Raw genomic sequence first — 26,939 nt, 5'->3', positions numbered from 1 at the left:
TGCCTACTACTTCCAGGTACCCGCATGTCCGGATCTTGGACCCTATTGCCGGTCGCTCTTAGCAGATCAACTCGGTATCGGAGCGGTTGTCCACAGCCGGGGATCTGTCCACAGCGCCGCCGGACCGTGGCTGGCCGGCAGGGGTGCCGTCCATCAATGCTGAGCATCGAGTCGACTCGATCAGATCAATCCGACGAGCCCCTTGCGGAGATGCGATGTTCGATACGTACGTGACGGTTGTCGGTAACGTGCTGACCACGCCGGAGTGGCGGCGTACCACCCAGACCAACACACTGGTCGCCAACTTCAAAGTGGCCTCGACGGCGCGCCGGCTCGACCGGGAGAGCAACCGCTGGGTCGACGGCAACAGCCTGCGGGTCCGGGTGAACTGCTGGCGCAAGCTGGCCGAAGGAGTCTGCTCCTCGGTCATGCTCGGCGACCCGGTCGTCGTGGTCGGCCGGCTCTACACCCGCGACTGGGTCGACGGCGACGGCAACAACCGCCTGCAGTACGAGATGGAGGCCGTGGCGGTCGGCCATGACCTGGCCCGAGGACGGGGTCGGTTCACCCGCAACCGGCCGACGTTGGCGACCAGCGAGGTTGACGGGGACGACCCGGAGCGGCGGGTGCAGGGTGAGGTCACCGCCGAGGTGCCGGCCGACGAGGTGCCGGCGACCCGCAACGAGCTGTTCGACGGTGACGACGACCCGATGTTCCTGGAACCGTCAGTGCCGTCGCCGGTCGAAGGGGAACCGAACCGTCCGGGTGGCCGGCCGGTCACCCTCGCCGTGGACCTGCTCGCCGCCGAGGCGGCCGAGTCCGCCTCGGCTCAGGCCGGCACAGTCGCCGCTTCGACCGAGGACCCCGGAGCCGGCATCGCGACGACGGGCGGCGACTCCGGTCACCGCGACGAGCCATCGGACATGCTGATGGATACGCCGTCGTCGCGGTCGCCCGGCGGCGACGGGAATTCCGACGACCCGATCGGCGATCCGCTGCCGGCCGAGGAGCAGCCGGCTTCGTCCAGCCGGGCCCGGCGGTCGCGGAGCCGGACGGCGGTGCCGGTCTGACCCTGGCCGGCCCCATGCCGACGAGCGCGGTGGTACGGACCCGTCTGCCGTACCACCGCGCCGACGGTCGACCGACCGGTGACCGGTGACCGTCAGCCGACCCGTCACCCGTCACCCGTCACCCGCCACCGGCCACCGGCCACCGGCTCCACGTAGGCTGCCGGAGTGGCTACCAGCGCTGGCAGGGTCAACGCGTCGGCCGCCGCCGCCACGGTCGGCGGTCTGGTCGCCGGCTACGCCCTGGACACCCTGTTCGGCGACCCCCGCCGCTGGCATCCGGTCGCCGGGTACGGCCGGTTGGCCGGTGCCGCCGAGCGCCGGCTGTACCGGCCGACCCGTCGGGCCGGCGTCGCCTACACGGCCGTGGCCGTCGGGGGGCCGGTGATCGCCGCCGTGGCGGCGTCGGTGCTGACCCGACGACATCCGATCGCCCGGGCTGCTCTCGTCGCCGGCACCACCTGGGCGGTGCTCGGCGGGCGGACGCTGCGGACCGAGGCACAGGTGATGGCGCGGGCGCTGCACCGGGCAGACGTACCAGCGGCCCGACGCCGGCTCAACCATCTCTGCGGCCGGGACCCGGCCACGCTCGACGCGCCGGAGCTGGCCCGGGCGACCGTCGAGTCCGTCGCCGAGAACACCTCGGACGCCGTGGTCGCGCCGTTGTTCTGGGGGGCCGTCGCAGGTCTGCCCGGCCTGGTCGGCTACCGGGCGGCGAACACGTTGGACGCCATGGTCGGGCACCGGTCGTCGCGCTACGAACGGTTCGGCACGGCCGCGGCGCGACTCGACGACCTGCTGAACTTCGTGCCGTCGCGGCTCACCGGGCTGGCCGCCGTGTGGTGGTCGCCAGCGGTCAAGGGCGACCGGGCACGGGCCTGGCGGGTGTGGCGTCGGGACCGCGCCGACCATCCGAGCCCCAACGCCGGTCAGTGCGAGGCGGCGTTCGCCGGGGCGCTCGGGGTCCGGCTCGGTGGGCGCAACGTCTACTTCGGGCGTTCCGAGGTGCGTCCGTATCTTGGTGACGGTCCGCGCCCCTCACCTCGGCAGATCCGCCGGGCAGCGACGCTGTCCCGGCGGGTCGGCAACACCGCTGCGGCAGTGTCCGTGTTGGCGGCTCCCGTGGTGCAGCTGGCCGCCGCGCAGCTGACCGCGCAGGCGGTCAGAACCGCCGTGCGGGCCATCCGCCGCCGGTAGCGGTAGGACCAGGAGCGGAAGGGAGGCCGGGGTGCCGGGGAGTGCTGGCCCTGTCGGTGGTGGCCTACTGGTCGCCGGGACCACCTCCGACGCGGGCAAGAGCCTGCTCACCGCCGGAATCTGTCGATGGCTGAACCGGCGTGGGGTGCGGGTCGCGCCGTTCAAGGCACAGAACATGTCCAACAACTCGGCGGTGGTCGTCGGGTCGGACGGTCGGGGCGGCGAGATCGGACGGGCGCAAGCGGTGCAGGCAGCCGCTTGCGGGCTGGAGCCGCAGGTACGGTTCAATCCGGTCCTGCTCAAACCGGGCAGTGACCGGGCCAGCCAGGTCGTGCTGCTCGGGGAGGCGGTCGACACCGTCACCGCGACCAACTACCGCGCGATGCGCTCCCGCCTCGCCGACGCCGTGCACACCACCCTCGCCGAGCTGCGTGGCGAGTACGACGTGGTGATCTGTGAAGGAGCCGGCAGCCCAACCGAGATCAACCTGCGGGCTGGTGACTTCGTCAACCTCGGGCTGGCCCGGCATGCCGGGCTGCCGGCGATCGTCGTCGGTGACATCGACCGGGGTGGCGTCTTCGCCGCCATGTTCGGCACCGTAGCCCTGCTCAGCGCCGAGGACCAGGAACACATCGCCGGGTTCGTGATCAACAAATTTCGTGGTGATCAGGAGTTGCTGCGGCCCGGGGTCGACATGCTGCACCAGGTGACCGGCCGACCCACCTACGGGGTGTTGCCCTGGCAGCCCGATCTCTGGCTGGACGGTGAGGACTCGCTGGCGTACGGCCAGACGATCGGACGACCCACGGCGCCGCGCGGCCGCGACATCCTGCGGGTCGCGACGGTGCGACTACCCCGGATGTCCAACGCCACCGATCTCGAAGCGCTCGCTGCCGAGCCGGGCGTGCAGGTCCGGCTCACCGTCGACCCGACCGAGGTTGCCGCCGCCGACCTTGTCGTCCTGCCCGGCACAAAATCGACCGTGGACGATCTGGCCTGGTTGCGGGGGACCGGGCTGGCTGCGGCGGTGACCACGCACGCCAGCGCTGGCCGCCCGCTGCTCGGCATCTGCGGTGGTTTCCAGATGCTCGGCCGGGTGATCCACGACGAGGTGGAGAGCCGCCGGGGCACGGTACCGGGGCTTGGCCTATTGCCCGTCGAGATCACCTTCGCCGAGCACAAGACCGTGACCCGCAGCGCGGGGCGGGCCTACAGCGACGTCCCGGTGCGCGGCTACGAGATTCACCACGGGTACATCTCCCGGTCCGACGGGTCGATCTCGCCGCTGTTCACCGGCACCGGCACCGAGGTGGGCACCGGCACCGGCCCTGGCGCGACGGGCGGCACCGAGGGCGTACGGCTCGGTCCGGTGTGCGGCACCCACTGGCACGGTGCCTTCGAGTCCGACGAGTTCCGTCGCCGCTACCTCACCGACGTGGCCCGCCAGGCCGGCCGGCACGGCTTCGCCGTCGCGCCGGACACCAGCTTCACGGCGCTGCGCCAACGCGGACTCGATCTACTCGGCGACCTGGTGGAGGAGCACCTGGACACCGCCGCGCTGTGGCGGCTGATCGAGTCCGGGCCGCCGGCCGGACTACCGTTCATCCCACCCGGAGCTCCCCGGTGACGCGGGGGATCTCGACCTTCGAGAGTCTGGCCCGGCGGGTGTACGCCGCCCCGGCCCGCCTCGGCCGGGTCCGGCTCGTCGTCGTCGACGGCCCGAGCGGCGCCGGCAAGTCCACCTTCGCCGACCGCCTGGCCACTGCCTGCGCGACGATCACGGCGACAGCGCCGGAGTCGGCCACGGAGCCGTTCAGCACCGCCGCCGACCCCGCCGTGGCGGTCGTGCACACCGACGACCTGCTGGATGGCTGGCGTGACCAGTTCACATTCTGGCCCCGGCTCAGCACCTGCGTGCTCGACCCGCTGCGGACCGGCCGGCCGGCCCGCTACCGACGATACGACTGGGCCGCCGGGCGGTTCGGCGACGGCTGGACCGTGATCGAGCCGCCCGCCGTACTCGTGATCGAAGGGGTGAGCGCGGCCCGCGCGGCGGTCCGGCCGGCCGCGACGCTGTCGGTCTATGTCACCGCACCAGAATCGGTGCGCCTGGCCCGGTCGCTCACCCGCGACGGGGCCGCGATACAGCCGACGCTCGACCGCTGGCGGCGGGCCGAGGAGCGGTTCATCTCCGCCGACGGTACGCCCGGTGCGGTCGACCTGCTCGTCGACGGCGCTGCTGAGCCCGAGTCCGGCCAGCTCCGGTCCGGCCAGCTGGCGTACGGGTGGATCCGGGACTGGCCGGACGTAGACGCCGGTGGCGCCGGTGGGGCACCATCGGCCGGGTAGGCCAGTCAGCCGATCCCGGGGAGCGTCCGCCATGACCGCAGACGACGACGGCACCACGCCCACGGCTGCGGCCAGCTGCGGTACGCCGGACGTCACCACCCCGCCGGACCGGCGGCGGATCACGTTGACCGGGATCAGCTCCCGTGCCTGGGAGCACCCGGCCGACCGGGGCGCATTGACCGCGCTCCGTGAGCTGCGTGGCTTCGACGACGTGGTCCGGACATTCTTCGGGATGTGGAACGAGCGGGCCTTCCGGCTCAGCTACCTGGCGTCGGTGATCCGGGTCGACCACCGCCAGTACCCCCGGGTGCACCGGTTGCTCGCCGAGGCGGCAACCGCGCTGGACGTGCCGGAGCTGCCGGAGCTGTTCGTGACCCAGTCCCCGGTGCTCGGTGCTCAGGCCATCGGCTTGGACAAACCGTTCATCGTGATCAACACCGCCTGCGTACAGCAGCTCGACGACGCCGAGCTGCGGACGCTGCTCGGCCACGAGCTGGGGCACGTCCGCAGCGGTCACGCCGTCTACCAGACGATTCTCACCATCCTGACCCGCTGGGCGGCGAACCTGAGTTGGCTGCCGGTCGGCGCGATCGCGCTGCGGGCGATCAGCGCAGCGATGCTGGAGTGGTGGCGCAAGGCGGAGCTGTCCGGCGACCGTGCCGGGCTGCTCGCCGGTCAGGACCCGGCGGCGGCGCAGCGGCTGCTGATGAAGCTGGCCGGCGGCGGCGACCTCAGCCAGATCGACACCGCCGCGTTCCTGGAGCAGGCCGCCGAGTACGACGGCGGCGGTGACCTGCGGGACAGCCTGCACAAGTTCCGGATGACCGCCTGGAGCACCCACCCGGTGCCGGTGGCGCGGGCTGCGGCACTGCGGCAGTGGATCGACTCCGGTGGGTACGCGCAGGTGCTGGCCGGTGACTACCCGCGCCGTGCCGACGACCCGACCGCTTCGGTGACCGATGAGATCAAGGCCGCCGCGCAGGCGTACCGCGAGGAGTTCGGCCGCAGCCAGGATCCGTTGGTCGGCCTGCTGCGTCGGCTGGGTTCCGGCGCGGCCGACGTCGGCGAGTGGGCCAGCGGCGCCGCCGGCCGCGCTCGGTCCTGGATGGGCGCGGCCAGCTCCACCGGCCGGCCGGGTGGTCGGCGGAGCTGACTTCAGGCCGGCCTGGTGGCCGGCGGGGCCGACCTGCCGCCGGTCAGCGCAGCGCGGCCAGCCGCCGCTCGATCACGTCGGGATCGAACCGCTCCGGGTCCAGGGGTGCCTGCCCGTCGTCGAGACCGAGCCAATCGCGTCGGTCTGCGTACTCCGGATGGGACGGGTCGGCCAGTACGTTGAGCAGATGGGCGTAGCCCAAGACGCCGCCGCAGTCCTCCGGCGGGGCAGCCCGCTCGCCTCCCGTACACCGGGGGTAGACCGCCGTCGGGTCGCGGTCGGTGACCGCCGCGACGGTGATCTCGTGGGTCCAGTCGTCGCCGAAGTCGTACCGGTAGGCAATCGTGTCGCCGACGGCCGGGGCGACCTGCTCCAGGGTGACCTTGCGCTCCGACTGGTGCCCGGTCCGGTCGCCGGGCGGTGCGAAATCGCCGTACGGCGTCTCGAACAGGTGCAGGTGGCTGTCGTCCCAGTCGAACGCCGACTGGATCACGTGGTGCAGGTCCTCCAGCGGAGTATCACCCACGACCTCCAACTGCCGCCGGACCGGCGGCTCGCTGTCGGCCAGCACCACGTCGACCCGGTAGACCGGCGCCGGTCCCTGTGACTTCTTCCGTTTGGCCGGCAGCTTGCGCGTCGGTGCCGGCCGGACCGGCCCGGGACGGCGCTGCGCGGGGAACCCGCCGCCGTCCAGCAGGCCGGGGAGCAGGTCCGCCAGGTCGTCGGGACCGGCGTCATGGTGCGGGGCCGGCGGCCGGTCCGACTCCGGCATGGTGGCCAGCCGGGCGTCCAGCAGGGTGGCCAGCACCGGGTACGGCGGCCCCTCGTCGTCGTCGAGCTCCGGTTCGTCGTCGAGTTCGGCGTCGGCCTCGTCGTGCACGCTGCGGGCGTCCAACGCCTGCTCGACGTGCCACCGCAGGTCGGCCGGGTCGAGTCGGGTCCGGGTGGTGCCTTGATCCCGGGTCAGTTCGTCCAGGGCCGCCGGCAGCTGGTCACCGTCCAACAGCAGGATGTCCTGAGCGGCCGCGCAGTCGGCGTGATCGACGATCACCATCATGGCGTGCCTACGGCCGGCCCGTCGGAAGGCGACGGTGAAGACCGAGTCGGTCCCGTCGGGGCTGTCGATCCGCCAGCAGTCGTCCACCGTCACCTCGGCGGCGACCTCGTCGGCCCACTTCGGCCACGGTACGCCTGTCCCGGCGATGGTCGCCGCCGCGGCCCTGGCAGCCTCGGCGGCGGGCGGTGGCGACACCGCGGCGATCGCGGTCAGCAGGGCCACCGCCTCGGGGCCGCCTCGGTCGGCGAGCTGCGGGATGAGCCCGTCGCGCAGCGGGCGGACGCCGTCGGGGTCGGGTTCGTCGCCGACCATCGCGACGAACATCGCGCCGGTGAGTTCGGCGGCGATCGGGTCATCGTCGTCGACCAGGGCGGCGGCGCCGCTCAGCAGGGTGCCGATGACGTCGCCGGGTGCCTCACTGCAGCCGGGGCAGTCGCACGGTTCGGGGTTGTCGGTGCCGTCCATCGCGCCAGTGTGCCCGTTCGCTTGCGGCGGCGCGAGGCGAGCCCCCGGCGTGTCGTCGGGTGAGCACCGGACGGCCCCTACCATCGTCGGATGACGACTGCCATTCCCACCGCCGCCGACCTGCGGTCCGCCATCGCCCGGGAGCTGCCCGGGGTCCGCGCCGACCTGGAGCGGCTGATCCGCATCCCCGGTATCGCCTTCGACGGGTTCGACCACAGCCAGGTGGAGCGGTCCGCCGCGGCGGTCGCCGAGCTGGCCCGGGGCTGCGGGCTGGACGTGCAGGTGGTCCGGGCCGGCGGGCAGCCCGCAGTGCTCGGCCGCCGGCCGGCGCCGCCCGGCGTCCCGACGGTGCTGCTGTATGCCCACCACGACGTGCAGCCAATCGGCGATCCGGCGCTGTGGTCCAGTGACCCGTTCGAGCCGGTGGAGCGGGACGGCCGGCTGTACGGGCGGGGCGCCGCCGACGACAAGGCCGGAGTCATGGCGCACATCGCCGCGTTGCGGGCGTTCGGCGACGCGTTGCCGGTCGGCGTGGTGCTCTTCGTCGAGGGCGAGGAGGAGTACGGCAGCGAGTCGCTGTCCCGACTGCTGGGCGCCCACCGCGACGAGCTCGCCGCCGATGTGATCGTGATCGCCGACTCGGCGAACTGGGAGATCGGCGTACCGGCGTTGACGACGTCGCTGCGGGGCCTAGTCAACTGTTTCGTCGAGGTCCGCACCCTTGAGCAGGCGGTGCACAGTGGCATGTTCGGCGGTCCGGTGCCGGATGCGCTGACCGCGCTCTGCCGGCTGCTGGCCACCCTGCACGACGAGGCCGGCGATGTGGCGGTGCCGGGCCTGGTCGGCCGGACGGGCTCCGCCGTGGATCTGCCGGAGCAGCGGATGCGGGACGAGGCCGGCATGGTCGACGGGGTGGGCTTCACCGGCACCGGCGCGTTGACCGACCGGCTGTGGACCAAGCCAGCGCTGGCCGTGCTCGGTATCGACGCCCCGGCCACCGACTGTGCCCCCAATGCCCTGGTGCCGGCGGCGCGGGCCAAGCTGAGTCTGCGGTTGGCCCCGGGCGATGATCCGTCGGCGGCGTACGCGGCGTTGACCGCACATCTGCGGGCAAAGGCCCCGTGGGGCGCGCGGGTCGAGGTGAGCCTGGAAAGTGACGGCGACGCCTGTGTGATTGACGCGACTGGTCCGTACTTCGACGCGGCCCGCGCGGCGTTCGCCGCGGCGTGGGACGGCGTGGCGCCAGTGGACGTCGGCGTCGGCGGTTCGATTCCGTTCATCGCCACGTTCCAGGAGATGTTTCCGGACGCGGCGATCCTGGTGACCGGGGTGGAGGACCCGTACACCGCCGCCCACGGGCCGAACGAGAGCCTGCATCTGGGCGAGTTCGCCCGGGTCTGCCTGGCCGAGGCGCTCCTGCTCGCGGCGGTGGCGGATCCGGCGATTCAGCTGCGCGGGCTTCCGCCGGTACGCTAGTGTTTCGAACATGAGTACGAACGAGGTGATTGCGCGGCTCGACGCCGCGGTCAGTGCTCTGCGGGGCGTCAGCGTCTCCGCTTGGTCCGAGGAGTCGCTGCGCGCCCAGCTCGGCGAGGTCTCGGTCGCCCTCTGCGCCATTGATTCCGCGTTGACCCGGGTGGCCGACGAGGTGCGTGCCCACGGTCTGCGGGTCGAGGAGCCGGTCACGGCTGGCGTCTCAAGCGGGCCGTGACCTGGTCTGTCGGTCGGCCGTGACCTGGGTCCCGGCCGACCGACGGAGGGTCAGGGCCGACGGACGTCGGTCTCAGGCCAGCGGAGTGTGGTCGGCCGGCACGCGCTCGGCGGCCGGTGGCGGCCCCGGCGGGCTGCCGGTGCCGAACGGGCGCCCGCCGAGCCTGTCGCGTCCGTGCGGGGTCAGCCAGTTGGTCAGGTCCGGACCGGCCGGTACCACCCCGGTCGGGTTGATGTCCCGGTGGACCTCGTAGTAGTGCCGTTTGATGTGGTCGAAGTCGATGGTGTCCCCGAACCCCGGCGTTTGGAACAGATCCCGGGCGTACGCCCAGAGCACCGGCATCTCAGTCAGCTTCTGCCGGTTGCACTTGAAGTGTCCATGGTAGACGGGGTCGAAGCGCACCAGCGTGGTGAACAGTCGTACGTCGGCTTCGGTGATAGTGTCGCCGACCAGGTAACGCTGGTTCTCCAGTCGCGTGGAGAGCCAGTCGAGCCGGTCGAACAACCGTCGGTACGCCGCTTCGTAGGCCTGCTGGCTGCCGGCGAACCCGCATCGGTAGACCCCGTTGTTCACGTCGGCGAAGACCACTGAGTTGACCTCGTCGATCTCGTCGCGCAGCGGCTCCGGGTAGAGCTGCGGCGCGCCGCTGCGGTGGTACGCGGTCCACTCGGTGGACAGGTCGATGGTCATCTGGGCGTAGTCGTTGGTCACCACCTGCCCGGTCGGCACGTCGACGAACGCCGGCACGGTGATGCCCCGATCGTAGCCGGGGAACCGGGCGAAGTAGGCGTCCTGCAGCCGTTCGACACCGAGTACCGGATCGCGTCCGTCCGGGTCGAGGTCAAAGGTCCAGCTGCGCTTGTCGTGGGTGGGCCCGGCCACGCCCATCGACAGAGCCTGTTCCAGACCGAGCAGCCGGCGGACGATGATCGCCCGGTTTGCCCACGGGCACGCCCGGCTGACCACCAACCGGTATCGATCCGGCTCCACCGGATATCCGTCGCGCCCGTCGGCGGTGATCCGGGTCGCGATGTACCGCTGATCGCGGGTGAACTCACCGCCGGGGTTGACGTAGCTGCCGTCTGCCGTCTTCGCCATGTCTGCACCGTACCCATTCGACGCGCGCCGCACCTGGTCCGGACGCAGTCGGGTCGACAGCGGCAGCCTCCTGTGCGGTATCGGTCGTGCCGGTGGCTTCGGTGGACGTCGGACGGGGGTTGGTAGTCTGCTCAGCCAGTTATCGCCCGGCGACGTGCACCCTGGCTCATCGTCGTGCAACTCTCCGGTGGGCGTTGACCCACCTGAAATCACCCGGAGGCAGGGCATGGCTTCACTCGACACGGCACTCAAGGACGCGATGAGCATCGAGGGTGCCATCGGTGCCGCGCTGGTCGATTATTCCAGCGGCATGACACTCGGTACCGCCGGTGGATCCGCTGAGATGGATCTCGCGGTGGCTGCGGCAGGGAACACGGACGTGGTCCGGGCCAAGATGCGCACCCTGGAGATGTTGAAGATCGCTGACGGCATCGAGGACATTCTCATCACGCTGGACACCCAGTACCACCTCATCCGCCCGGTCTCCTCCCGGTCCGGTCAAGGCCTGTTCTTCTACCTGGCGCTGAACCGTTCCCGGTCGAACCTGGCCCTGGCCCGGCACCACCTGCGACAGGTCGAGGCCTCGCTCGAGCTCTGACCGGGTCGGTAGGAGTTTTGTCTGCTCGCCGGGGCGGGCAGCCGGGTGCGCTCGGTAGCCCTTCCTGGCGAGGACGCTACCCGGGGTGGAACGACGACAGTCGCGCCGTACCGTCGAACGGAGATCAGTCATGTCTGGAACCATCGGCGGCGTTCCGTCGTCTCCGGATCCGGCGTCCGCTGAACTTGCCTCGCTGAAACACGGCGTCACCGGCGTGATCGGCTCGGTGATCGCCGGTGTCGACGGGCTGTTGCTGCTGCACGATCTGACCGACGGGACAGAGCCGCACGACCTGGCGGCGCTCGCGGCGGCGACCTTCGGACTTGGCCGGCAGACCGGCCTCGCGCTGCGGCAGGGCCCGTTCCGGGAGTCCACCGTCCGTAGTCACAAGGGCTATTTCTCGGTGTACGCGATCAACGACAGTGCGCTACTCGCGGTGCTCGGTGCCGACGGGTTGAACGTAGCCCGGTTGCATATCGAGGCGCGCGGAGTGGCCGGTCGGTTGACCACCATGCTTGACGAGCACCTGGCGAACCAGGTACGCCTCTGAGCAGACGTCAACCTAGGGTTGACGTCGGACATGCGTCAGCCTATGGTTGACGCATGTCCGAATATCTGCCGCTCGGCAATCCGGTCCGCCTCGACGACCTGATCGCCGAAATCAAACGAGCCAGTGACGACCGACTCGCTCAGCTCAGCAGCGCCGTCGTCGTCGGCGACCACCTTGGCGAGCTCGCCGATCACCTGATCGGCCACTTCGTCGATCAGGCCCGCCGGTCCGGCGCGTCGTGGACCGAGATCGGGCGCAGCATCGGGGTCAGCAAACAGGCCGCGCAGAAGCGGTTCGTGCCGAAGACCCCGGAGGAACCCAACGACCTCGACCCGCAGCAGGGGTTCGGCCGGTTCACTCCGCAGGCCCGCAACGTGGTGGTCGCCGCCCAGCACGAGGCCCGCCGGGCCGGCAACGACGAGATCACCACCGGGCACCTCGTCCTGGCCCTGCTGACCGACCTGGACAGCCTCGCCGCCCGGGTTCTGGCCGATCGGGTGGGCGACCCGGATCGGATTCGTCAGGTGGCGGCGGCGGCCCTGCCGCCGGCAGTCGACCACGTGCCGGAGCTCGTCCCGTTCGACGCCCAGGTGCGCAAGGTGCTGGAGCTGACCTTCCGCGAGGCGCTACGGTTCGACGACCGGATGGTCGGGACGGCCCACATCCTGCTCGCCCTGCTGGAGTACGCCGCCGGGGCCGGCCCGCTGGCCGATCTGGGAGTCACCAAACCCGACGTCGAGACGTACCTCCGCTCTGCGGCCTCCCGGGAGGACCTGCCGGCGGCCTGATCGACCGTCAGCCGTCAGCCGTCAGCCGTCAGCCGTCGGTCTCGGCGGCAGGCGGTTGGCGGTTGGCGGGCAACTTCCGGGTGTCCCGCAGCTGAAGGTACGGCTCGCGGCCGTCCGGATGCCCGGCCGCGATCGCCCGGCCCCGCTCCAGTTCGGCGTCCAACTCGCCGCCGAGCAGGATCGCGATGTTGGTCAGCCACAACCAGACGAGGAAGACGATCACGCTGGCGATGGCACCGTAGGTCTCGTTGTACGACCCGAAGTTGGCGACGTAGAACGCGAAGCCGGCGGAGACCAGCAGCCAGAGCAGCACCGCCAGGACGCTGCCCGGGCTCACCCACCGGAACCCGCCCTGTCGGGCGTTCGGCGTGGCCCAGTACAGGATCGAGAACATCAGGCTGACCAGAACCACCAGCACCGGCCACTTGGCGATGTCCCAGGCGGCGACCGCCTCCGGCCCGACGCCCAGCAGTTCCCCAGTCCGGGCGGCCAACTCCCCGGTGAAGACCACGATCAGCGCGCTGGCGATCAGCATCAGCCCGATGACTGCGGTGACGCCCAGCCGGATCGGCAACGTCTTCCAGATCGGGCGACCTTCCGGCACGTCGTAGATGGCGTTCGCGGCCCGCATGAAGGCCCCGATGTAGCTGGACGCCGACCAGAAGGCGGCGAGTAGACCGACGACGGCCACCAGGCCGGCCGTATCGGAGTTTTCCCGGACCTGGGCGATCGACTGGTCGAGAAAGCCGCCGATCTCGCCGGGCGCGAGACCACCGATCACACCCTGGACGTCATCGGTAGCGCCGCCGCCGAGCAGCCCGAGCACCGACACCAGCACCAACAGACCAGGAAAGATCGACAGTACGCCGTAGTAAGTGAGCCCGGCCGCCAGGTCGGGCACCGCGTCGGCGGTGACCTCGCGGACCGTACGCCGAGCGGCCGCCCACAGCGACGCAGTTGACAGCCGGGCAGGACTGGCCGGCCCGTCGTCCGGCCCCACCGGCGGCCGGCCGGGATCGTCCGGGTCACGGCGGTTGGTCGCCGGCCCGTCCCGGTCCGGCTGAGTCCCTGTGGTACCCGCTGTCGACATCGTGGCGACCTCCGATCGGTACGGTACGAGGATCCTGCCCAACCGCCGTCCCGGCCAATCCTCGGGCGCCGGCCTGCGCCGGACGGGCCAATCGACTTCCAGGGCACGCCCTGGTATGCCAATTCGGGTCGGACATGTACCCGGGGCCGGATGCGACGATGAACGTCGGCCGTCGGCAGCCGGTTGTCGCCGACCGCATCTCAAGGGGCGCTGCAGTACCTGGCGGCACACTTCTGGGCGCGTGACATACACGACGGAAGGAATCCGGATGACACTTCGTGCCACGATCGTCGGTGCCGGGCTCGCCGGATCGCTGACCGCAGTCGCGTTGGCCCGTTCCGGCATCGGAACCTCCGTCTACGAGGCGTACCTCGATCCAGCCGGGACGACCGGAGGCTTTCTCAACCTGACCGCCAACGCGCTTGGAGCGCTGCAATCGGTCGGCTGTCTGGAGCAGATACAGGCACGCGGGATCGTGGTGAACCGGCTGTGCCTGTGGAACAGCGAAGGCCGGCTGCTGGGTCGACTGTCCCGGGCCCATCGCCTGGCCAACCGGCCGATGAATTTGTCGATCATGCGTGGCGACCTGGTGTCCGTACTTCGCGACGAAGCGGTCCGGGCCGGAGCGGAGGTCCATACCGGCCGCTGGCTGGCCGGTGCCACCAGCAGCACTGGTGGAGTGACCGCGCAGTTCATCGACGGGGCCCGGGTGGAGTGCGACGTGCTCGTCGGTGCCGATGGGACGCATTCGCGGGTGCGCCGGGTGATCAGCAACGCGGCGCCACCGCCCGAGTACGGCGGACACTGCGCGATCGACGGGGTGACTCGGCTGCCGGGCATCGCGGCCGGGACGTTGCATCTGGTGGTCAGCCGACAGGGCTGCTTCCAGTACACCGCCAAGCCGGACGGCACCGTCTGGTGGAACGCGCTGGTGCCCACCGGCGACCTTGACCCGGCGGAACTGGCCGGCATCAGCGAGCAGGGCTGGCGGAGCCGGCTGTCCGCGCAGTACGGCCAGGGCGACACCCCGTGCGCCACACTGATCGCGCAGTGCACCGCGCTGGGCCGCCCGGTGCCGCTCCACCTGCCGCAGCGGTTGGCGCACTGGCGGCGGGGCCGGATGGTGGTGCTCGGTGACGCCGCCCACCCCGTCGGGTACGGGCTCGGTGCCGGTCTCGCCCTGGAGGACGCCGTGGTGCTCGGTCGCTGTCTGCGCGACATCGACGATGTGCCGGTGGCGCTGACCGCGTACGAATCGATGCGTCGGTCCCGGACGGAGCGGGCGCTGCGCGCCGGCACGCGGTACGGCCGGTTCCGCAATCTGCCCGGCCGCGGCTGGCTCGACGTCGCTCTCGCTCCGCTCTACCGCCGGTACTTCTGGGGTGGGGCATCCTCCTGGCTGCTGGCGTACGACGTGGAGTGGCACCGCCAGGTCCGCGTCTGACCAGCGTCGGTCCGACCGGTGTCGGTGGTCGGATCACTGTCCGACTGACCACCGTCGGGTGGCCGCAACGACCGATACGGGCCGCCGCCCGTTCGGCGTCGATCGAACCGTTTGGTCTCGATCGACGCTGGACGATCAGCTGGCGGATTCTCTGGACGTCGCGTGGTTGAATTGCCAGCATGAGCGCCGTTGCGGAGGCGAAGGTCTTTCCTGGACGGGAATTCTGGCTCCGTCGACGCGGTATCCAGGTACGCCTGTTCGCCCTGTCCTGCCTGGCGTTTCTCGCCTTTCCGTTGAGCGTCGTGCATGACCGCAACCAGGCACTCTACGTAGGACTTGCACTGTTCGTGCTCGGGTACGCCCGGGTGGTCGTCCACAACACTCCCCAGTTGCACACCAACCGTGCGCCGGTGACGGTCGCCGTGACGTTGATCTGTGGCCTGGCGATGGTGCCACAACTGCGCTACGACTGGCTGTCCGGGCTGGCCTTCTTCAGCCTGGTGATGCTACTGATCAACTGCCCGTTACGGTGGTGGCCGGCGCTGGTGGTCGGCCACACCGTGGTCTTCGTGGCCATCGCGGTGGGCCTGCTGCGGGTCAGCGCCGACTCGGTCGTGATCCTGATCCTGTTGATCGCCATCACCAGCGGCGTGCAGGTGGCAATCTACAACCAGATCGACACCTCGATGCAGTTGTTGCAGGCGCGGGCCGAGCTGACCCAGTTGGCGGTGGCCCGGGAACGCCTCCGGATCGCCCGTGACCTGCATGACATCCTCGGCCAGCGGCTGTCCGCGGTGACCCTCAAGGCCGATCTCGCCGCCCGGATGGTGGACTCGGCGCCGGACCGGGCGGTGACCGAGATGGCCGAGGTGGCCGAGGTGGCGCGGGACGCGCTGGCCGAGGTACGGGCAGCTGTCTCCGGTTACCGGAAAGTCTCGCTGGCGGTGGAGGCACAGTCCGCCGAGGCGTTGCTGCAGGCGTCGGGTGTCGTGGTCAGTGTCCGTGGCACCCTCGACGAACTGCCGGAGCCGATCGAGGAGTGCGCGGCCTGGCTGATCCGGGAGGCCGCCACGAACATCGTCCGGCACGCCCACGCGCGTCGCTGTGCGATCGCGGTGACCCGCCGCGAGGGACGGTTCATCCTGGAGGTGCACGACGACGGGGTGGGCGCGGGGCTGACCTGCGCGCCGCCGTCCGGTACCGGGCTGACCGGCCTGGCCGAACGGGTGCAGCTCATCGGCGGGGACCTGTGCGTCGGTCCCCGCGACGGCTGGTTCGTGCTGCGTGCCGAGCTGCCACAGACCGTGGCGCCGATGGTCCGGGGCTGACCGGCTCCGCCCCGGCCGGAGGCGGTGGGTACTCGCGTCGGCCGGTCCTGATGGTCAATCGGGCCTGACGGTTACTCTGCTACCCGGGTTCGGGTCGTCCACTGGAAGACCACGGCCGTTCCGTGGTCGACGCCGGTGACGAGTTCGCGCTCGAAGTGCTCATAGCCGCCGAGCCATGGAATCTTGATTTTCCGCTGTCCGGGAGTCACCAGCCGGCGGCGCTGCTCAGCGGTGAGACTCGCCGGACCGCCGTGCAGGACGGCCGTCACCATCGCGGGGTCCACTCCGGCCGGGTGGACCGGGTTGGGGTGGTCGGACATCGGCACCTCCGGATTTCTGCGAGTCACCTGCCGGCCGATCGCTACCTGGCGTCCGACCCGGCTGCGGTGGTCCGTGGCTGTTGCTGTGACGCTAACGATCGGCGCTAGAGAAGCCCTTGAGCAGCGTGGGAGCAGCGCCGGCACCGGTGGCACCGGCTGGCGGCGGCCGGATCAACCGGTGCTCAAGGGCGGCGCAGCACGCTCGACGCATGACGATTGGACCAGGACCTGCTCAGGTGACGGGTACGGCGACGTCGCGGGTGAGCGCGACGCGTCCCGAGGAGATTGAGATCGCGTACCAGCGTCTCGGTGACCCGCAGGGTGACCCGTTGCTGCTCATCATGGGCCTCGGCATGCAAATGATCATGTGGCACGACGACTTCTGCTCGGCGCTGACCGAGCGGGGCTTCGCCGTGGCCAGATTCGACCACCGCGACGTCGGCGCTTCCACCCATCTGCACGCCGACGGGCGACCGACCATCCTGCGGATGATGCTTCGACCGGGTGCCGCGACGTACCGCCTCGAGGACATGGCGGGCGACGCGCTCGCCGTGCTCGACGCGCTCGGCTGGCAGCGGGCGCACGTGGTGGGCATCTCCCTCGGCGCGATGGTCGCCCAGCAGTTGGCGATCGAACATCCGGACCGGCTGCTCAGCCTCACGTCGATCGCCGCGACCGCGACACCCCGGATCGGCCGGCTTTCGATGCGTACCGCGATGAAGCTGCAGCGGATGCAGGACCAGCCAGTCACCGACCGCGACGACGCTGGTCAACTGATGGTGGACCTGTACGAGTTCATCGGTTCGCCCGGCTATGACATGGACGTGGACTGGCTGCGCGAAATGGGCCGGCGGGCCTTCGACCGCGGCTACGACCAGGCCGGGCGGCTACGGCACGAGGCGGCTCTGATGGCGTCCCGGGACCGTCGGGCCGGCCTGGCAAAGCTGCGCATCCCGGCGTTGGTGGTGCACGGCGAGGTGGACCGGATATGGCGGCTGCCCGGCGGCGAGGCGACGGCAGCGGCGATTCCCGGTGCCCAGCTCGTTACCTATCCAGGACTCGGGCACGGCATCCTGCCCCGCGATCTGTGGAATGACGTGATCGACCACATTCGCCAGCTGGTCCCGGCCTGACTCGGCCTGGTCCCGGGCTGACTCGGCCTGGTCCCGGCCTGACTCGGCCTGACCCGGCCTGGACCGGCAGCCGACGAACACCCGGCCGTGCGGCCGCGACCGTCGCCGCCGGTGGTGTGGTGCCACGCCGTGGCACCACACCACCGGCGTGGTCGTCAGGGTCCGGCGGCGAGATCGGCCCGGGCCGCCTCAATCAGGTCGTCGAGGGAGAGCGAGGTCAGGTCAGCGATGTCCACCGCCGACTCCACCGGCGGCGCGGGTGCTTCCGGAACCGCCGACTCCGGCCGCGCGGGTTCTGCCAGCTCCGCTGGCCCCGGTGCGCCGCCCGGCTGGTTCGCCGCCGGGAGCCGGCTGTCCACGAAGGCGGTCATTGCCCGCACCGTCGGGTGGTCCAGCGCGGCGGTCGCCGGCAACTCGACGTCGAGCGCGTGTGACAGCCGGGCACGCAGGTCGATCGCCATGATCGAATCGAGGCCCAGCTCGGCGAAGCCGCGACTGTCGTCGATCCGTCCGGTGTCGCCGATCGTCTCACCCACCAGGTCCGCGATCGCCGAACGCAGCCGATCCTGCCGGTCCGGGCCGGCCAGCCCGAGCAGCATGCCGCGCAGCCAACCCGCCGGCCGGCCGGCCTCCACCGGTTGGTCCGTGGGCCGGTCGCCCGCCGACCGGTCGTGGACCGTAGCGGAGGCGTTGGCGACCAGCTCGCGGACCAGCGCAGCCCGGGGGTGCCCGGGGGCCCGCCCGGCGTACCGGGCCAGGTCCGCGGCGATCGCGACCAGCCGGGTGCGCTGCGCGCCGAGCGCGGCGGCCAGCAGCGGTGCCGCTTCCGCGTCGGTGAGGGCACGCACGCCCAGTTGCCCGGCAGCCCGTCGGACCGCGTCCGTCGCAGCCAGGCCGCTGCCGCCCGCCGGTTCCCAGGGGCCCCAGTTGACACTGACCGCCGGTACGCCGTCGGCGCGCAGCGCCGTCGCCAGCCCGTCCAGATAACCGTTGGCGGCCGCGTAGTTCACCTGACCGGCAGACCCGAACACACTCGACACCGACGAGAAGAGCACGAAGGCGGTCAGGTCAAGGCCGCGTACCGCGTCGGCCAGTGCCCGTGCACCGCCCACCTTGCCGGCAAAGACCTTCTCGTACGCCGGCCAAGGCAGCGTCGCGAAAGCGCCGTCGTCGGTCGTGCCGGCCAGGTGCAGGACGGCCTGCAGCGGACCGAGCCGGCCCGCCGCGGCGACGGCCGTGGCACAGCCGGCCGGATCGGCGACATCCGCAGCGACGACCTCGACCCGTACCCCCCGGGCGACCAGCTCGTCGATGGCGGCCCGGGCATCGGCACCCGGGGCCGACCGGCCGACCAGAGTGACCGTCCGGGTGCCACCGTCGGCCAGGATTCGCGCGACGCTCAACCCCAGCGCGCCCAGACCGCCACTGATCAGGACACCGTCCGGCCAACTCGACACCGGACCGGGTTCGACGGCGGCCAGCCGGGGCACCTCGACCCCGTCAGAGTGCAGCCGCAGCCGGGGCTCGGTGACGCCACCGGCCAGCACCGCGTCGAGCTGTCGGCTCAGCCGGGCCGCTGCCGGCGGGGCCGGCTCGACCAGGTCGACCCGCAGCAGCCGCCGCTGTGACTCCTCCGCTTCGACGGCGGCCAGCATTCCCCAGAGCGCCTCCCGGTCGGGTGCGGCATTGTCGTCGGCCGGGCAAACCACCACGTACGGCGTGGACGTGGACCGGCCCCGTAGCGACTCGCCGAGCGCGAGCACCGGAGCGGGCACCGGCCCGGCGGCGTCGCCGGTCGGGTCCGTGCCGGTCGGGTCCGTGCCGGGACCGGCCAGGGCCAGGAATCTGAGGTCGACCACGAGGTCCGCCCCGGAGGTGGGTCCGGACCGGGCGACGTCCACCGGGTGTCCGAGGTCGCGTAGCCCAGCCGCCAGCGCCTCGGCGAAGTCGGTCGCCGGGCCAACCAGCAGCACCGACCGGGACCCGCCCGGCCGGGCTGCACCCGCCGGTGTGGTCGTGTCGCGCCCGCCGGCACCCGCCAGGTCGGTGTCCGGGATTCGGCCGTCGTCGGCCGGCTGCCACCGCACCGTGTAGAGGCCCGCCGGGTCATCGCGCAGGCTCCGGCGTAGCAGCTCCCGGGGCGCGTGCCGGACCCGGAAGTCGTCGACCGCGAGCAGCGTCGCCCCGTCCGGCGTGGCCAGCCGCAGATCGGCGGCGGTGACCCGGCTGCGGCCACGGGGCAGCGGCTCGGCGTCGCGGACCCGGACCCGTCCCCACAGCTCCCCGTCGATCCGGTCCCGGGCCGGGAACTCCAGTCGGGCCGCGGCGAACGGGATGGCCAGCGCGGGAGCCTCCTCGGCGACCTCGTCGACGAGGAAACCGGCAATGCTCTGGAAACAGGAGTCGATCAGCCCCGGATACAGCTGGTAGTCCGTCGGGTCGTCGGGCAGCGGCGGCTGAACGTAGCGGACCAGCGCCTCGTCCCGGCCCAGCCAGATGTCAGCGATCCACCGGAACGACGGACCGAGGGTGTAGCCGAGGTCGCGGAAGTACGCGTAGAACTGTGCGCCGGTGACGTGCCGCTGTGCCGAGGCGATGAAGGCCGCCCGGTCGGCAGCTGGGTCCGGTGGCGTCAGGTCCGCCACCGCAGGATTCGGTGCCGCCGGGCCTGTCGTCGTCGCCGTAGGCCGTACCCGGGCCGCCAGATGCTCCTGCCAGAGGTCCCGGTCGGCGTCGACCAGACTGCTCACCGCGAGCCGGCCGCCGGCCCGGTCGACGGTCAGCTGGACGTCGTACCGTTCCTGCTCGGTGATCACCAGCGCCCGGGGGCAGACCAGATCGGTCAGCGTCACCGGGCTGCCGTCCGGTGCCAACGCCTGCACCAGGGTGGCCAGATGTGACGCGGCTGGAGTGACCACCGTGCCGTAGAGCCGGTGATCGGTCAGGTAGGCGGGGAACGCGGCGCTGCGGCTGAACTCGAAGACACGACCACGGAACGCCGGCGAACGCAGTTCCCGCCCGACATGCGACTGGGTCGGCTGCCCGGTCGGCGCTGCCGGCGGCCGTCCCGTCGTCGACCCGTCCACCGTAGCCGTAGCCGTAGCCGACGATGACGGCGACGGGTCGGCCAGCGGTGTCCAGTACCGGGTGTTGGCGAACGGGTACCGCGCTGCCCGCTGCCCGGCCGATCGTGGTCGCGGCGGCTGTACCGCCGCCCACCGGACCGGCTGTCCGGCGAGGTAGAGGCTGCGCACGGCGTCCAGCAGCGTGGCCCGGTCGGCGGCGCCCCGCCGTAGCGAAGTCACCACCCCGCCGTCCGGTGCCGACCCTCCTGCGGTGACCAGACCGGCCAGCGTACGTCCCGGCCCGATCTCCAGGAAGACGTCGATGCCCAGCTGGCGCAGCTGGCCGATGCCGTCGTGGAAGCGGACCGGCTGACGTACGTGCCGGCACCAGTAGTCGCCGAGGTAGGTGTCCGGCCCGGCGAGCTGCCCGGTCAGGTTCGCCACGATCGGCAGCGCCGGCGGGCGGCTCGGCAGCGACGCCAGGGCCTGCCCGAAGTCGGGGAGCATCGGCTCCATCAGCCTGCTGTGGAACGCGTGCGACACCACCAGCTGCTGGCAACGGACCCCCTCGGCCCGGCGGCCGGCGGCAAAGTCGGCGATCTCCTCGGCGACTCCGGCCACCACGACCGCGCGAGGGCCGTTGATCGCGGCGACGTCCAACGTGGTGCCGCCCAGCCACTCGGTGACCTGGTCCGGCTCGGCGGCGACGGCCAGCATCGCGCCCGGCCGAGTGTCCTGCATCAGCCGCGCCCGCCGAGCCACCAGCGCCAGTCCGTCGGCGAGGTCGAGCACGCCGGCGTGGATCGCGGCCGCGATCTCCCCGACGCTGTGGCCGATCACCGCCGACGCGTGGACCCCCCAGCTCGCCCAGAGGGCGGCGAGGGACAGCTCCAGCGCGACCAGCGCCGGCTGGGTCGCCCAGGTCTGGTCGAGCAGCTCCGGCCGTGCGCCGTGCCACATCAGCTCGGGCAGCGAGCTGCCCAGTCGTGGGGCCAGGATCTCGTCGCAGGCGTCGAAGGTCTCCCGGAACACCGGTTCGGTCCGGTGCAGTTCGGCGCCCATTCCGAAGTACTGACTGCCCTGACCGGAAAAGAGGAAAGCCGCCCGGGGTGGTCGGCCGCCCCCTGCGGCCCCTGCGGGCTGGGCCAGTGCGCGGCGCAGCTCCTCGACGGACGAAGCGAGCGCGGCCCGGCGGACCGGCAGGTGGGCCCGGCCCGCACCGGCGCTGCCGACCAGCGCAGGCAGGTCTGCGTCAGTGCTGCCGGCGAGCACTTCGTCCCAGGCCGACACCGACCGGTCCAGCCCGGACTCGTCCGGCGCGGACAGCGGCAGCAGCCACGGGCCGCCGGGCCCGTCGCCGGCCGGCTCCTGCGGCGGTGCCTCGGCGAGTACGACGTGCGCGTTGGTGCCGGAGAAGCCGAAGCTTGACACCCCGGCGAGGCGGGGCCGGCCGCCGGGGCGCCACCGTACCGGCTCGTCCAGCACCCGGACGTTCATTTCCGCCCAGCCGATCTGCGGGTTCAGCTCGGCACAGTGCAGGTTGGCCGGCAGCCGGCCGTGCCGCAACGCCAGGACGGTCTTGACCACCGACACGATGCCGGAAGCCGACTCGCAGTGGCCGACGTTGCTCTTCACCGACCCGAGGTGCAGCGGCTCACCAGGTGCCCGGCCGACGCCGAGCACCTGCCAGGCGGCCCGGACCTCGACCGGGTCGCCCAGCGCGGTGCCGGTACCGTGTGCCTCCAGGTAGGACACCTGCGGGCCGGACGCTCCGGCGTCTGCGAGCGCGGCGCGCAGCACCGCCTGCTGCGCGGTCCCGTTCGGCGCGGTCAGGCCGGACGACGCCCCGTCGGAGTTGACCGCGCTGCCGCGTACCACGGCCAGCACCCGGTCGCCGTCACGCAGCGCGGCCGACAGCGGTTTGAGTAGCACCACCGCGGCGGCCTCGGAACGGACGAAGCCGTCGGCGTCGGCGGCGAACGTCTTGCATCGGCCGGTGGGGGAGAGCATGTGGGCCCGGCTGACCGCGACCGACGCCTCCGGCGAGATGATCACGTTCACCCCGCCGACCAGAGCCGTGTCGGTCTCACCGCTGCGCAGCGAGCGGATCGCCAGATGCAGCGCGACCAGGGCCGAGGAGCAGGCGGTGTCGACCGCGATCGCCGGCCCGTGCAGACCGAGCAGGTACGCGATCCGGCCGGCAGCCGCGTTGAGCGAGGTGCCGGTGCCGAAGTACGCGTCCAGTTGGTCGAGCCCGCCACGTTGCAGTAGTCGGGCGTAGTCGGAGTTGGAGATGCCGATGTACACACCGGTCCGGCCGCCGGCCAGGCCGGTGGGGTCGACGTCGGCGTCCTCCAGCGCGTGCCAGGCACACTCGAGCAGCAGTCGGTGCTGCGGATCCAGGCTCTGTGCCTCCCGGGCGGGGATCCCGAAGAACCCGGCGTCGAACCGGTCGACGTCGCTGAGGAAGCCGCCCTGGTCGGTGGTGATCGTGCCGGTCCTCATCGGGTCGCTGTCGTGCAGCGCGGCACCGTTCCACCGTTGTGGCGGCACCGGGCCCACTCCGTCGCGGCCGTCGACCAGCAGTTGCCAGAACTCGTCGATGGAGTCGGCACCGGGGAACCGGCCGGCCATTCCGATGATCGCGATCGGCTCCCCGGCCGGGGCGGCGGCGTCGGCCACCGGGTGACGGTGGGCATCGGCATCGGTCCTGGTGCCGGTCCCGATGCCGGCCGGCTGCGGAGCGAGTGCCGGGGCCGGGGCTGGGACCGGTGGCCGGGTCGGCTCCGGGGTGCCCGGCTCGGCCGGTCGGTCCGTCGGATGCTGCCGTTGCCCGCCGGCCGGTGGTACGGCGCCGGAGTCGACCCGACCCAGCATCAGTGCGGCCAGGTCGGAGACCGTCGGGTGGTCGAAGACGTCGGCCACCTGCAGCGGTACGCCGTACTCGCCGGCCAGGGCGTCGACCAGATCGACCGCCATCATCGAGTCCAGGCCGAGATCGAAGAATCCCTGATCCTGGCGGACCTGCTCGCCGTCCGGGTGACCGAGGATCCGGGCGACGACCGCACCGACCTGGTCGCGCAGCGCCGCTGGTCGGGCCAGCACGGGCAGGTCCAGCAGACGCTCGCGTCCCGCCGCGCCGGTACCGGCGGGCGGCTCGGCGGCGCGGGCCCCGGCCGGGTCGGCAGGTCCCGACGCCGGCCCGGCCGGGGAGTAGAGGATGTTGCCACCGGCGGCGGATCCGGCGGTCAGGTCCCGGTACAGCGCCCGGGGCCGACGGGCCGACATCACTGCGGCGAACCGGTCCCACCGGACCGGGCAGCAGAGCAGCACCGCGTCCGGCCTGGCCGTGCGGGCGGTCAAGCTGGCAGCACCGGTCTGCGCGGTGACCGGGTCGACACCGCTGCGGGCCAGCTCGGCCAGATCGGTCGCGTCCACCAAGCCGTCGACCGTCCACGGTCCGAAGGCGATGCTCGTCGCGGTCAGGCCGGCGGACACCCGGTGGTTGGCGATCATGTCGATCCCACCGTTGGCGGCGGCGTAACCGCCGTAGCCGTCGGCTCCCCAGTGCGCCGACACCGACGAGACCATCAGGAAGAAGTCCAGCGGGTGGTCCCGCAGCAGCAGATGCAGCCACCAGGCGCCGGTGAACTTGCCGCGAAGGGTCTGCTCGAAGGCAGCCCGGTCGGCGTCCGCCAGCGGCGTACGGGTGAGCTGCCCGGCGGCGTGTACGACGCCGCGCAGCTGCGGCAGGTCGTCGGCGAGCGCTCGGGTCAGCGCCGCCGGGTCGTCGCAGTCCGCCGTACGGTAGTGCACCTCGACGCCGGCGTCGGCCAGCTCGGCGAGCAGTTCGGCAGCGGCCGGCGCGATGTCGTCGGCGGCCCGGCGGCCGGTCAGCAGCAGCCGACGGGCGCCCCGGCGGACCAGGTCGCGGACCAGGCAGCGGCCGACGCCGCCGAGCCCACCGGTGACCAGGTAACTGCCGTCCGGGTCGATCGGCAGCTGCGGGGCGTAGTCGGCGGGCACCGGTCGCAGCCGGGCCGTTGCCGCCGTGCCCTGGCGGACGGCGAGCAGGTCCTCCTCGCCGGCGCCGGGCAGTGCCCGTAGCGCCGCCCGCAGGTCCGCCGGCCCGGGGTCGACCGGCAGGTCGACCAGGCCGCCCCAGGCCGGCAGCTCCAGGCCGAGCACCGGGGCCAGCCCGTGCAGCAGGCCGTGGGTGCTGGCCCGGACCGGATCGTCGGCACTGATCCGTCGGGAACCCTGGGTCAGCACCACCACCCGCCGGTCGGGCGCACCACCGGGTAGCGCCCGTACGGCGGTGGTCACCGCCGCGCACAGCGCCGCGCCGGCACCGGCCAGCCCACCGTCGTCTGTGCTGACGAGCTCGGCGGGAGTCGGCTCGGCGGGAGTCGGCTCGGCGGGGAGCGCTTCGGCGGCCATGGCGAGTAGCACCAGCACCTTCTCGGCCGGGTCACGCCGCTGCCAGAACGGCTGCCACTGCTGGCCGTCGGCCGGCAGCGGCTCGGTCGCGGCCGGCAGCCCGGCCGGGCCGAGGACGACCGTCGGCCAACCATCTGTCCGGGCCACGTCGGCCAGCGCGGTCAGCAGCTCGCCGTCGTCACCGGCGAGCACCAGCGTGCAGCCGTCCGGGTCCCGACCGGCGATCGGCTGCCAGTCCAGTTTGTACAAAGGTGCCGTCGGTGACGCCACGCCGGAAGACGCGGGTCCGGACTCGACCGGTGGGGCGTGCCGCTGCCGCTGCCACGGGTAGTGCGGCAGCTCCACCACCTGTCGCGGCAGGTCGGGCAGTGCCGTCGGCAGGTCCCCCTCGTGGACCTGCACCGTCGGGGCGTCGGTGCCGTCGGCCAGCGCGGCCAGCGCGGCGGCGGCCGCCGCCGGATCGGCGGCGGTGACCCGGGCGCGGACGGCGTGCCGGGTCCGGCCAGCGGTGACGGTGTACGCGAATGCGGCGTACTGCTCCGGCCGCAATTCGGCCAGCCGCCGGCCGTACCGGTCGGCGAGTTCCCGCAGCGCCGGCCGGCTGCCGGCGGAGATCTCGAACCCGGTGACCGGCACGGCGTCACCCGCGACCGGCTGGTGGCGGCCTGGCGTGGAGCCGGGCGGTCCGGCCGGTGCCTCGGCCGGCTCCGGTTCGCCGACGATGACGTGCGCGTTGGTGCCGCTCATCCCGAACGAGCTGACGCCGGCATGCCGGAGCCCGCCCGGCCGGCCCGTCCAGGGCAGTAGCTCGGTGGGCATCCGCACCCGGGTGCCGGCCAGGTCGATCCGGGGGTTCAGGGTGGAGAAGTGCACCAGCGGCGGTACGGCGCCGTACCGCAGCGACAGGATCGCCTTCACCACACCGACCACGCCGGCGGCCGCCTCCAGGTGACCGACGTTGGTCTTGGCGGCGCCGACGTACAACGGGTCGTCGGCCCCGGTGGGCCGGCCCAGAGCCGTCGTGACTGCCTCCATCTCGATCGGGTCGCCCAGCGCGGTGCCGGTGCCATGGGTCTCGATCAGCCCAATGTCGGCCGGGGTGAGCCGGGCGTCGGCCAGCGCCGCCCCGATCAGTGCGGACTGGGCCAGCACGTTCGGCGCGGTGAACCCGGACGACCGCCCGTCCTGGTTGACCGCGGATCCGTTCAGGACGGCGTGCACCACGTCACCGTCGCGCCGGGCGGCGTCCAGCCGCTTGAGCACCAGCACGGCGCAGCCCTCGCCCCGGATGAACCCGTTCGCCCGGGCGTCGAACGCCTTGCACCGCCCGTTTGGAGAGAGCGCACCCATCTGCGGCCCGAGCAACCGGGTGGAGCGGGGCGACATGATCAGGTTGACGCCGCCGGCCAGCGCTACCTCGCACTCGCCGCGCCGCAGCGCCGAACTGGCCTGGTGGATCGCGACCAGCGACGACGAGCAGGCGGTGTCGACGGCGACCGCCGGGCCGGTCAGCCCGAGCGCGTACGCCACTCGCCCGGCCGCGAAGCAGTGCCCGTTCCCGGTGGCCCAGTAGGCGTCGGCGCCGTGCGGCTCCCAGTCCCGGTAGTCCTGGTGGGTGATGCCGACGAAGAAGCCGGTACGGGTGTCGCGTAGCTGCTCCGCCGGCCGGGCCGAATGCTCCAGCGCCTCGTGGCAGACCTCCAGCAGCAGCCGGTGCTGCGGATCGAGAGCCCTGGCCTCCCGTGGGCTGATTCCGAAGAACGCCGCGTCGAAGTCGAGGACCTCGTCGAGGAACCCGCCGAGCTGGGGCAGCTGTGCCCACTCCAGCTCGAACGGGGCCCGCCGGGCGGCCGGCAGCAGCCCGATCAGGTCCCGGCGCTGCGCCAGGGCCTGCCAGAACCCGTCGAGGGTGTCGATCCCGCCGGGCAGGCGCAGCCCGAGACCGATCACCGCGATCGGCGGGTTGTCGCCACTTGCCTCCAGCTGCGCCCGCAGCTTGCGGATCGTGTCGAGAGCGCGCGACAGCGGCGTCGGCGCGGACGGCGTCGTGCCGTTCGAGGTGGTCGTCACAGCGGTTCCTCCGCAG

At 72.2% G+C, this 26,939-nt stretch carries 18 protein-coding genes; 13 read left to right on the top strand and 5 right to left on the bottom strand.

Going from position 1 to position 26,939, the window contains the following annotated elements; genetic code table 11:
• Nucleotides 1–215: 215 nt before the first annotated feature.
• The 5 genes from ACFHWS_RS22640 to ACFHWS_RS22620 all read left to right on the top strand — a co-directional run bounded on the left by ACFHWS_RS22640 (nucleotide 216) and on the right by ACFHWS_RS22620 (nucleotide 5,766).
• The gene (locus ACFHWS_RS22640; RefSeq protein WP_416568988.1) at nucleotides 216–1,070 is read left to right on the top strand and encodes a single-stranded DNA-binding protein; all 855 of its coding nucleotides are present in this window, start codon (nucleotides 216–218) and stop codon (nucleotides 1,068–1,070) included.
• Between the two features lie 165 nt (nucleotides 1,071–1,235).
• Nucleotides 1,236–2,264 carry a cobalamin biosynthesis protein gene (locus ACFHWS_RS22635; RefSeq protein WP_416568987.1) on the top strand — a complete coding sequence of 343 codons (1,029 nt, stop codon included), beginning with the start codon at nucleotides 1,236–1,238 and terminating at the stop codon, nucleotides 2,262–2,264.
• A gap of 31 nt (nucleotides 2,265–2,295) precedes the next feature.
• Nucleotides 2,296–3,891, top strand: coding sequence for a cobyric acid synthase (locus ACFHWS_RS22630; protein ID WP_416568986.1), 1,596 nt, complete (start codon nucleotides 2,296–2,298; stop codon nucleotides 3,889–3,891).
• A complete protein-coding gene (locus tag ACFHWS_RS22625) occupies nucleotides 3,888–4,613 on the top strand; it encodes a uridine kinase family protein (protein ID WP_416568985.1) in 726 nt (241 codons plus the stop codon). The genes ACFHWS_RS22630 and ACFHWS_RS22625 overlap by 4 nt, the downstream gene beginning before the upstream one ends.
• Nucleotides 4,614–4,644: 31 nt before the next feature.
• Nucleotides 4,645–5,766, top strand: coding sequence for a M48 family metallopeptidase (locus tag ACFHWS_RS22620; RefSeq protein ID WP_416568984.1), 1,122 nt, complete (start codon nucleotides 4,645–4,647; stop codon nucleotides 5,764–5,766).
• A gap of 43 nt (nucleotides 5,767–5,809) precedes the next feature.
• Here the strand turns inward: ACFHWS_RS22620 and ACFHWS_RS22615 are convergent, their stop codons facing one another.
• Complete coding sequence (locus ACFHWS_RS22615) at nucleotides 5,810–7,288, bottom strand: plasmid pRiA4b ORF-3 family protein (RefSeq protein ID WP_416557154.1); 1,479 nt, start codon at nucleotides 7,286–7,288, stop codon at nucleotides 5,810–5,812.
• A 90-nt stretch (nucleotides 7,289–7,378) separates the two neighbouring features.
• Between ACFHWS_RS22615 and ACFHWS_RS22610 the strand changes: the two genes are divergently transcribed.
• Both ACFHWS_RS22610 and ACFHWS_RS22605 read left to right on the top strand, forming a co-directional pair.
• Nucleotides 7,379–8,764 carry a dipeptidase gene (locus tag ACFHWS_RS22610; RefSeq protein ID WP_416568983.1) on the top strand — a complete coding sequence of 462 codons (1,386 nt, stop codon included), beginning with the start codon at nucleotides 7,379–7,381 and terminating at the stop codon, nucleotides 8,762–8,764.
• Nucleotides 8,765–8,774: 10 nt separating this feature from the next.
• Complete coding sequence (locus ACFHWS_RS22605) at nucleotides 8,775–8,999, top strand: hypothetical protein (RefSeq protein ID WP_416557156.1); 225 nt, start codon at nucleotides 8,775–8,777, stop codon at nucleotides 8,997–8,999.
• 72 nt (nucleotides 9,000–9,071) lie between these two features.
• Here the strand turns inward: ACFHWS_RS22605 and ACFHWS_RS22600 are convergent, their stop codons facing one another.
• Entirely contained in the window at nucleotides 9,072–10,097 is a 1,026-nt protein-coding gene (locus tag ACFHWS_RS22600; protein ID WP_416568982.1) for a glutathione S-transferase family protein, read from the bottom strand.
• Nucleotides 10,098–10,323: 226 nt separating this feature from the next.
• Here ACFHWS_RS22600 and ACFHWS_RS22595 point away from each other — a divergent pair, with 226 nt between their 5' ends.
• The 3 genes from ACFHWS_RS22595 (at nucleotide 10,324) to ACFHWS_RS22585 (ending at nucleotide 12,033) form a co-directional block, all read left to right on the top strand.
• Nucleotides 10,324–10,695, top strand: a complete 372-nt coding sequence (locus tag ACFHWS_RS22595; protein ID WP_416557158.1) for a hypothetical protein — start codon at nucleotides 10,324–10,326, stop codon at nucleotides 10,693–10,695.
• Between the two features lie 130 nt (nucleotides 10,696–10,825).
• Nucleotides 10,826–11,245: a roadblock/LC7 domain-containing protein gene (locus ACFHWS_RS22590; protein ID WP_416557159.1), complete on the top strand. Its 420-nt coding sequence runs from the start codon at nucleotides 10,826–10,828 to the stop codon at nucleotides 11,243–11,245.
• Nucleotides 11,246–11,298: 53 nt separating this feature from the next.
• The gene (locus ACFHWS_RS22585; protein ID WP_416568981.1) at nucleotides 11,299–12,033 is read left to right on the top strand and encodes a Clp protease N-terminal domain-containing protein; all 735 of its coding nucleotides are present in this window, start codon (nucleotides 11,299–11,301) and stop codon (nucleotides 12,031–12,033) included.
• A 28-nt stretch (nucleotides 12,034–12,061) separates the two neighbouring features.
• Here ACFHWS_RS22585 and ACFHWS_RS22580 read toward each other — a convergent pair whose 3' ends face one another.
• Nucleotides 12,062–13,123 carry a YihY/virulence factor BrkB family protein gene (locus ACFHWS_RS22580; RefSeq protein ID WP_416557161.1) on the bottom strand — a complete coding sequence of 354 codons (1,062 nt, stop codon included), beginning with the start codon at nucleotides 13,121–13,123 and terminating at the stop codon, nucleotides 12,062–12,064.
• Nucleotides 13,124–13,391: 268 nt separating this feature from the next.
• Here ACFHWS_RS22580 and ACFHWS_RS22575 point away from each other — a divergent pair, with 268 nt between their 5' ends.
• Together ACFHWS_RS22575 and ACFHWS_RS22570 are read left to right on the top strand one after the other, a co-directional pair.
• On the top strand, nucleotides 13,392–14,567 hold the full coding sequence (locus ACFHWS_RS22575) for an FAD-dependent oxidoreductase (protein ID WP_416568980.1): 1,176 nt from the start codon (nucleotides 13,392–13,394) through the stop codon (nucleotides 14,565–14,567).
• Between the two features lie 179 nt (nucleotides 14,568–14,746).
• A complete protein-coding gene (locus ACFHWS_RS22570) occupies nucleotides 14,747–15,895 on the top strand; it encodes a sensor histidine kinase (RefSeq protein ID WP_416568979.1) in 1,149 nt (382 codons plus the stop codon).
• A 71-nt stretch (nucleotides 15,896–15,966) separates the two neighbouring features.
• Here the strand turns inward: ACFHWS_RS22570 and ACFHWS_RS22565 are convergent, their stop codons facing one another.
• Nucleotides 15,967–16,215 carry a DUF5988 family protein gene (locus ACFHWS_RS22565; RefSeq protein WP_416568978.1) on the bottom strand — a complete coding sequence of 83 codons (249 nt, stop codon included), beginning with the start codon at nucleotides 16,213–16,215 and terminating at the stop codon, nucleotides 15,967–15,969.
• 209 nt (nucleotides 16,216–16,424) lie between these two features.
• Between ACFHWS_RS22565 and ACFHWS_RS22560 the strand changes: the two genes are divergently transcribed.
• Nucleotides 16,425–17,348 carry an alpha/beta fold hydrolase gene (locus ACFHWS_RS22560; protein ID WP_416568977.1) on the top strand — a complete coding sequence of 308 codons (924 nt, stop codon included), beginning with the start codon at nucleotides 16,425–16,427 and terminating at the stop codon, nucleotides 17,346–17,348.
• Nucleotides 17,349–17,503: 155 nt separating this feature from the next.
• Here the strand turns inward: ACFHWS_RS22560 and ACFHWS_RS22555 are convergent, their stop codons facing one another.
• A complete protein-coding gene (locus ACFHWS_RS22555; RefSeq protein WP_416568976.1) occupies nucleotides 17,504–26,923 on the bottom strand; it encodes an SDR family NAD(P)-dependent oxidoreductase in 9,420 nt (3,139 codons plus the stop codon).
• Nucleotides 26,924–26,939: the final 16 nt, after the last annotated feature.

The organism is Micromonospora sp. LOL_013, assembly GCF_048060315.1.
Taxonomy (GTDB): domain Bacteria; phylum Actinomycetota; class Actinomycetes; order Mycobacteriales; family Micromonosporaceae; genus Micromonospora_E.
Note: the sequence above shows the minus strand (reverse complement) of the source record. Positions and strands in the feature narration are given on the sequence as shown.

What these genes read in the sequence shown, in the direction of transcription:
- ACFHWS_RS22605 (WP_416557156.1), top strand. Translation starts at nt 8,775, where the DNA reads ATGAGTACGAACGAGGTGATTGCGCGGCTCGACGCCGCGGTCAGTGCT.
- ACFHWS_RS22600 (WP_416568982.1), bottom strand. Translation starts at nt 10,097, where the DNA reads ATGGCGAAGACGGCAGACGGCAGCTACGTCAACCCCGGCGGTGAGTTC.
- ACFHWS_RS22620 (WP_416568984.1), top strand. Translation starts at nt 4,645, where the DNA reads ATGACCGCAGACGACGACGGCACCACGCCCACGGCTGCGGCCAGCTGC.
- ACFHWS_RS22585 (WP_416568981.1), top strand. Translation starts at nt 11,299, where the DNA reads ATGTCCGAATATCTGCCGCTCGGCAATCCGGTCCGCCTCGACGACCTG.
- ACFHWS_RS22610 (WP_416568983.1), top strand. Translation starts at nt 7,379, where the DNA reads ATGACGACTGCCATTCCCACCGCCGCCGACCTGCGGTCCGCCATCGCC.
- ACFHWS_RS22595 (WP_416557158.1), top strand. Translation starts at nt 10,324, where the DNA reads ATGGCTTCACTCGACACGGCACTCAAGGACGCGATGAGCATCGAGGGT.
- ACFHWS_RS22640 (WP_416568988.1), top strand. Translation starts at nt 216, where the DNA reads ATGTTCGATACGTACGTGACGGTTGTCGGTAACGTGCTGACCACGCCG.
- ACFHWS_RS22590 (WP_416557159.1), top strand. Translation starts at nt 10,826, where the DNA reads ATGTCTGGAACCATCGGCGGCGTTCCGTCGTCTCCGGATCCGGCGTCC.
- ACFHWS_RS22575 (WP_416568980.1), top strand. Translation starts at nt 13,392, where the DNA reads ATGACACTTCGTGCCACGATCGTCGGTGCCGGGCTCGCCGGATCGCTG.
- ACFHWS_RS22560 (WP_416568977.1), top strand. Translation starts at nt 16,425, where the DNA reads ATGACGATTGGACCAGGACCTGCTCAGGTGACGGGTACGGCGACGTCG.
- ACFHWS_RS22580 (WP_416557161.1), bottom strand. Translation starts at nt 13,123, where the DNA reads ATGTCGACAGCGGGTACCACAGGGACTCAGCCGGACCGGGACGGGCCG.
- ACFHWS_RS22565 (WP_416568978.1), bottom strand. Translation starts at nt 16,215, where the DNA reads ATGTCCGACCACCCCAACCCGGTCCACCCGGCCGGAGTGGACCCCGCG.
- ACFHWS_RS22615 (WP_416557154.1), bottom strand. Translation starts at nt 7,288, where the DNA reads ATGGACGGCACCGACAACCCCGAACCGTGCGACTGCCCCGGCTGCAGT.
- ACFHWS_RS22570 (WP_416568979.1), top strand. Translation starts at nt 14,747, where the DNA reads ATGAGCGCCGTTGCGGAGGCGAAGGTCTTTCCTGGACGGGAATTCTGG.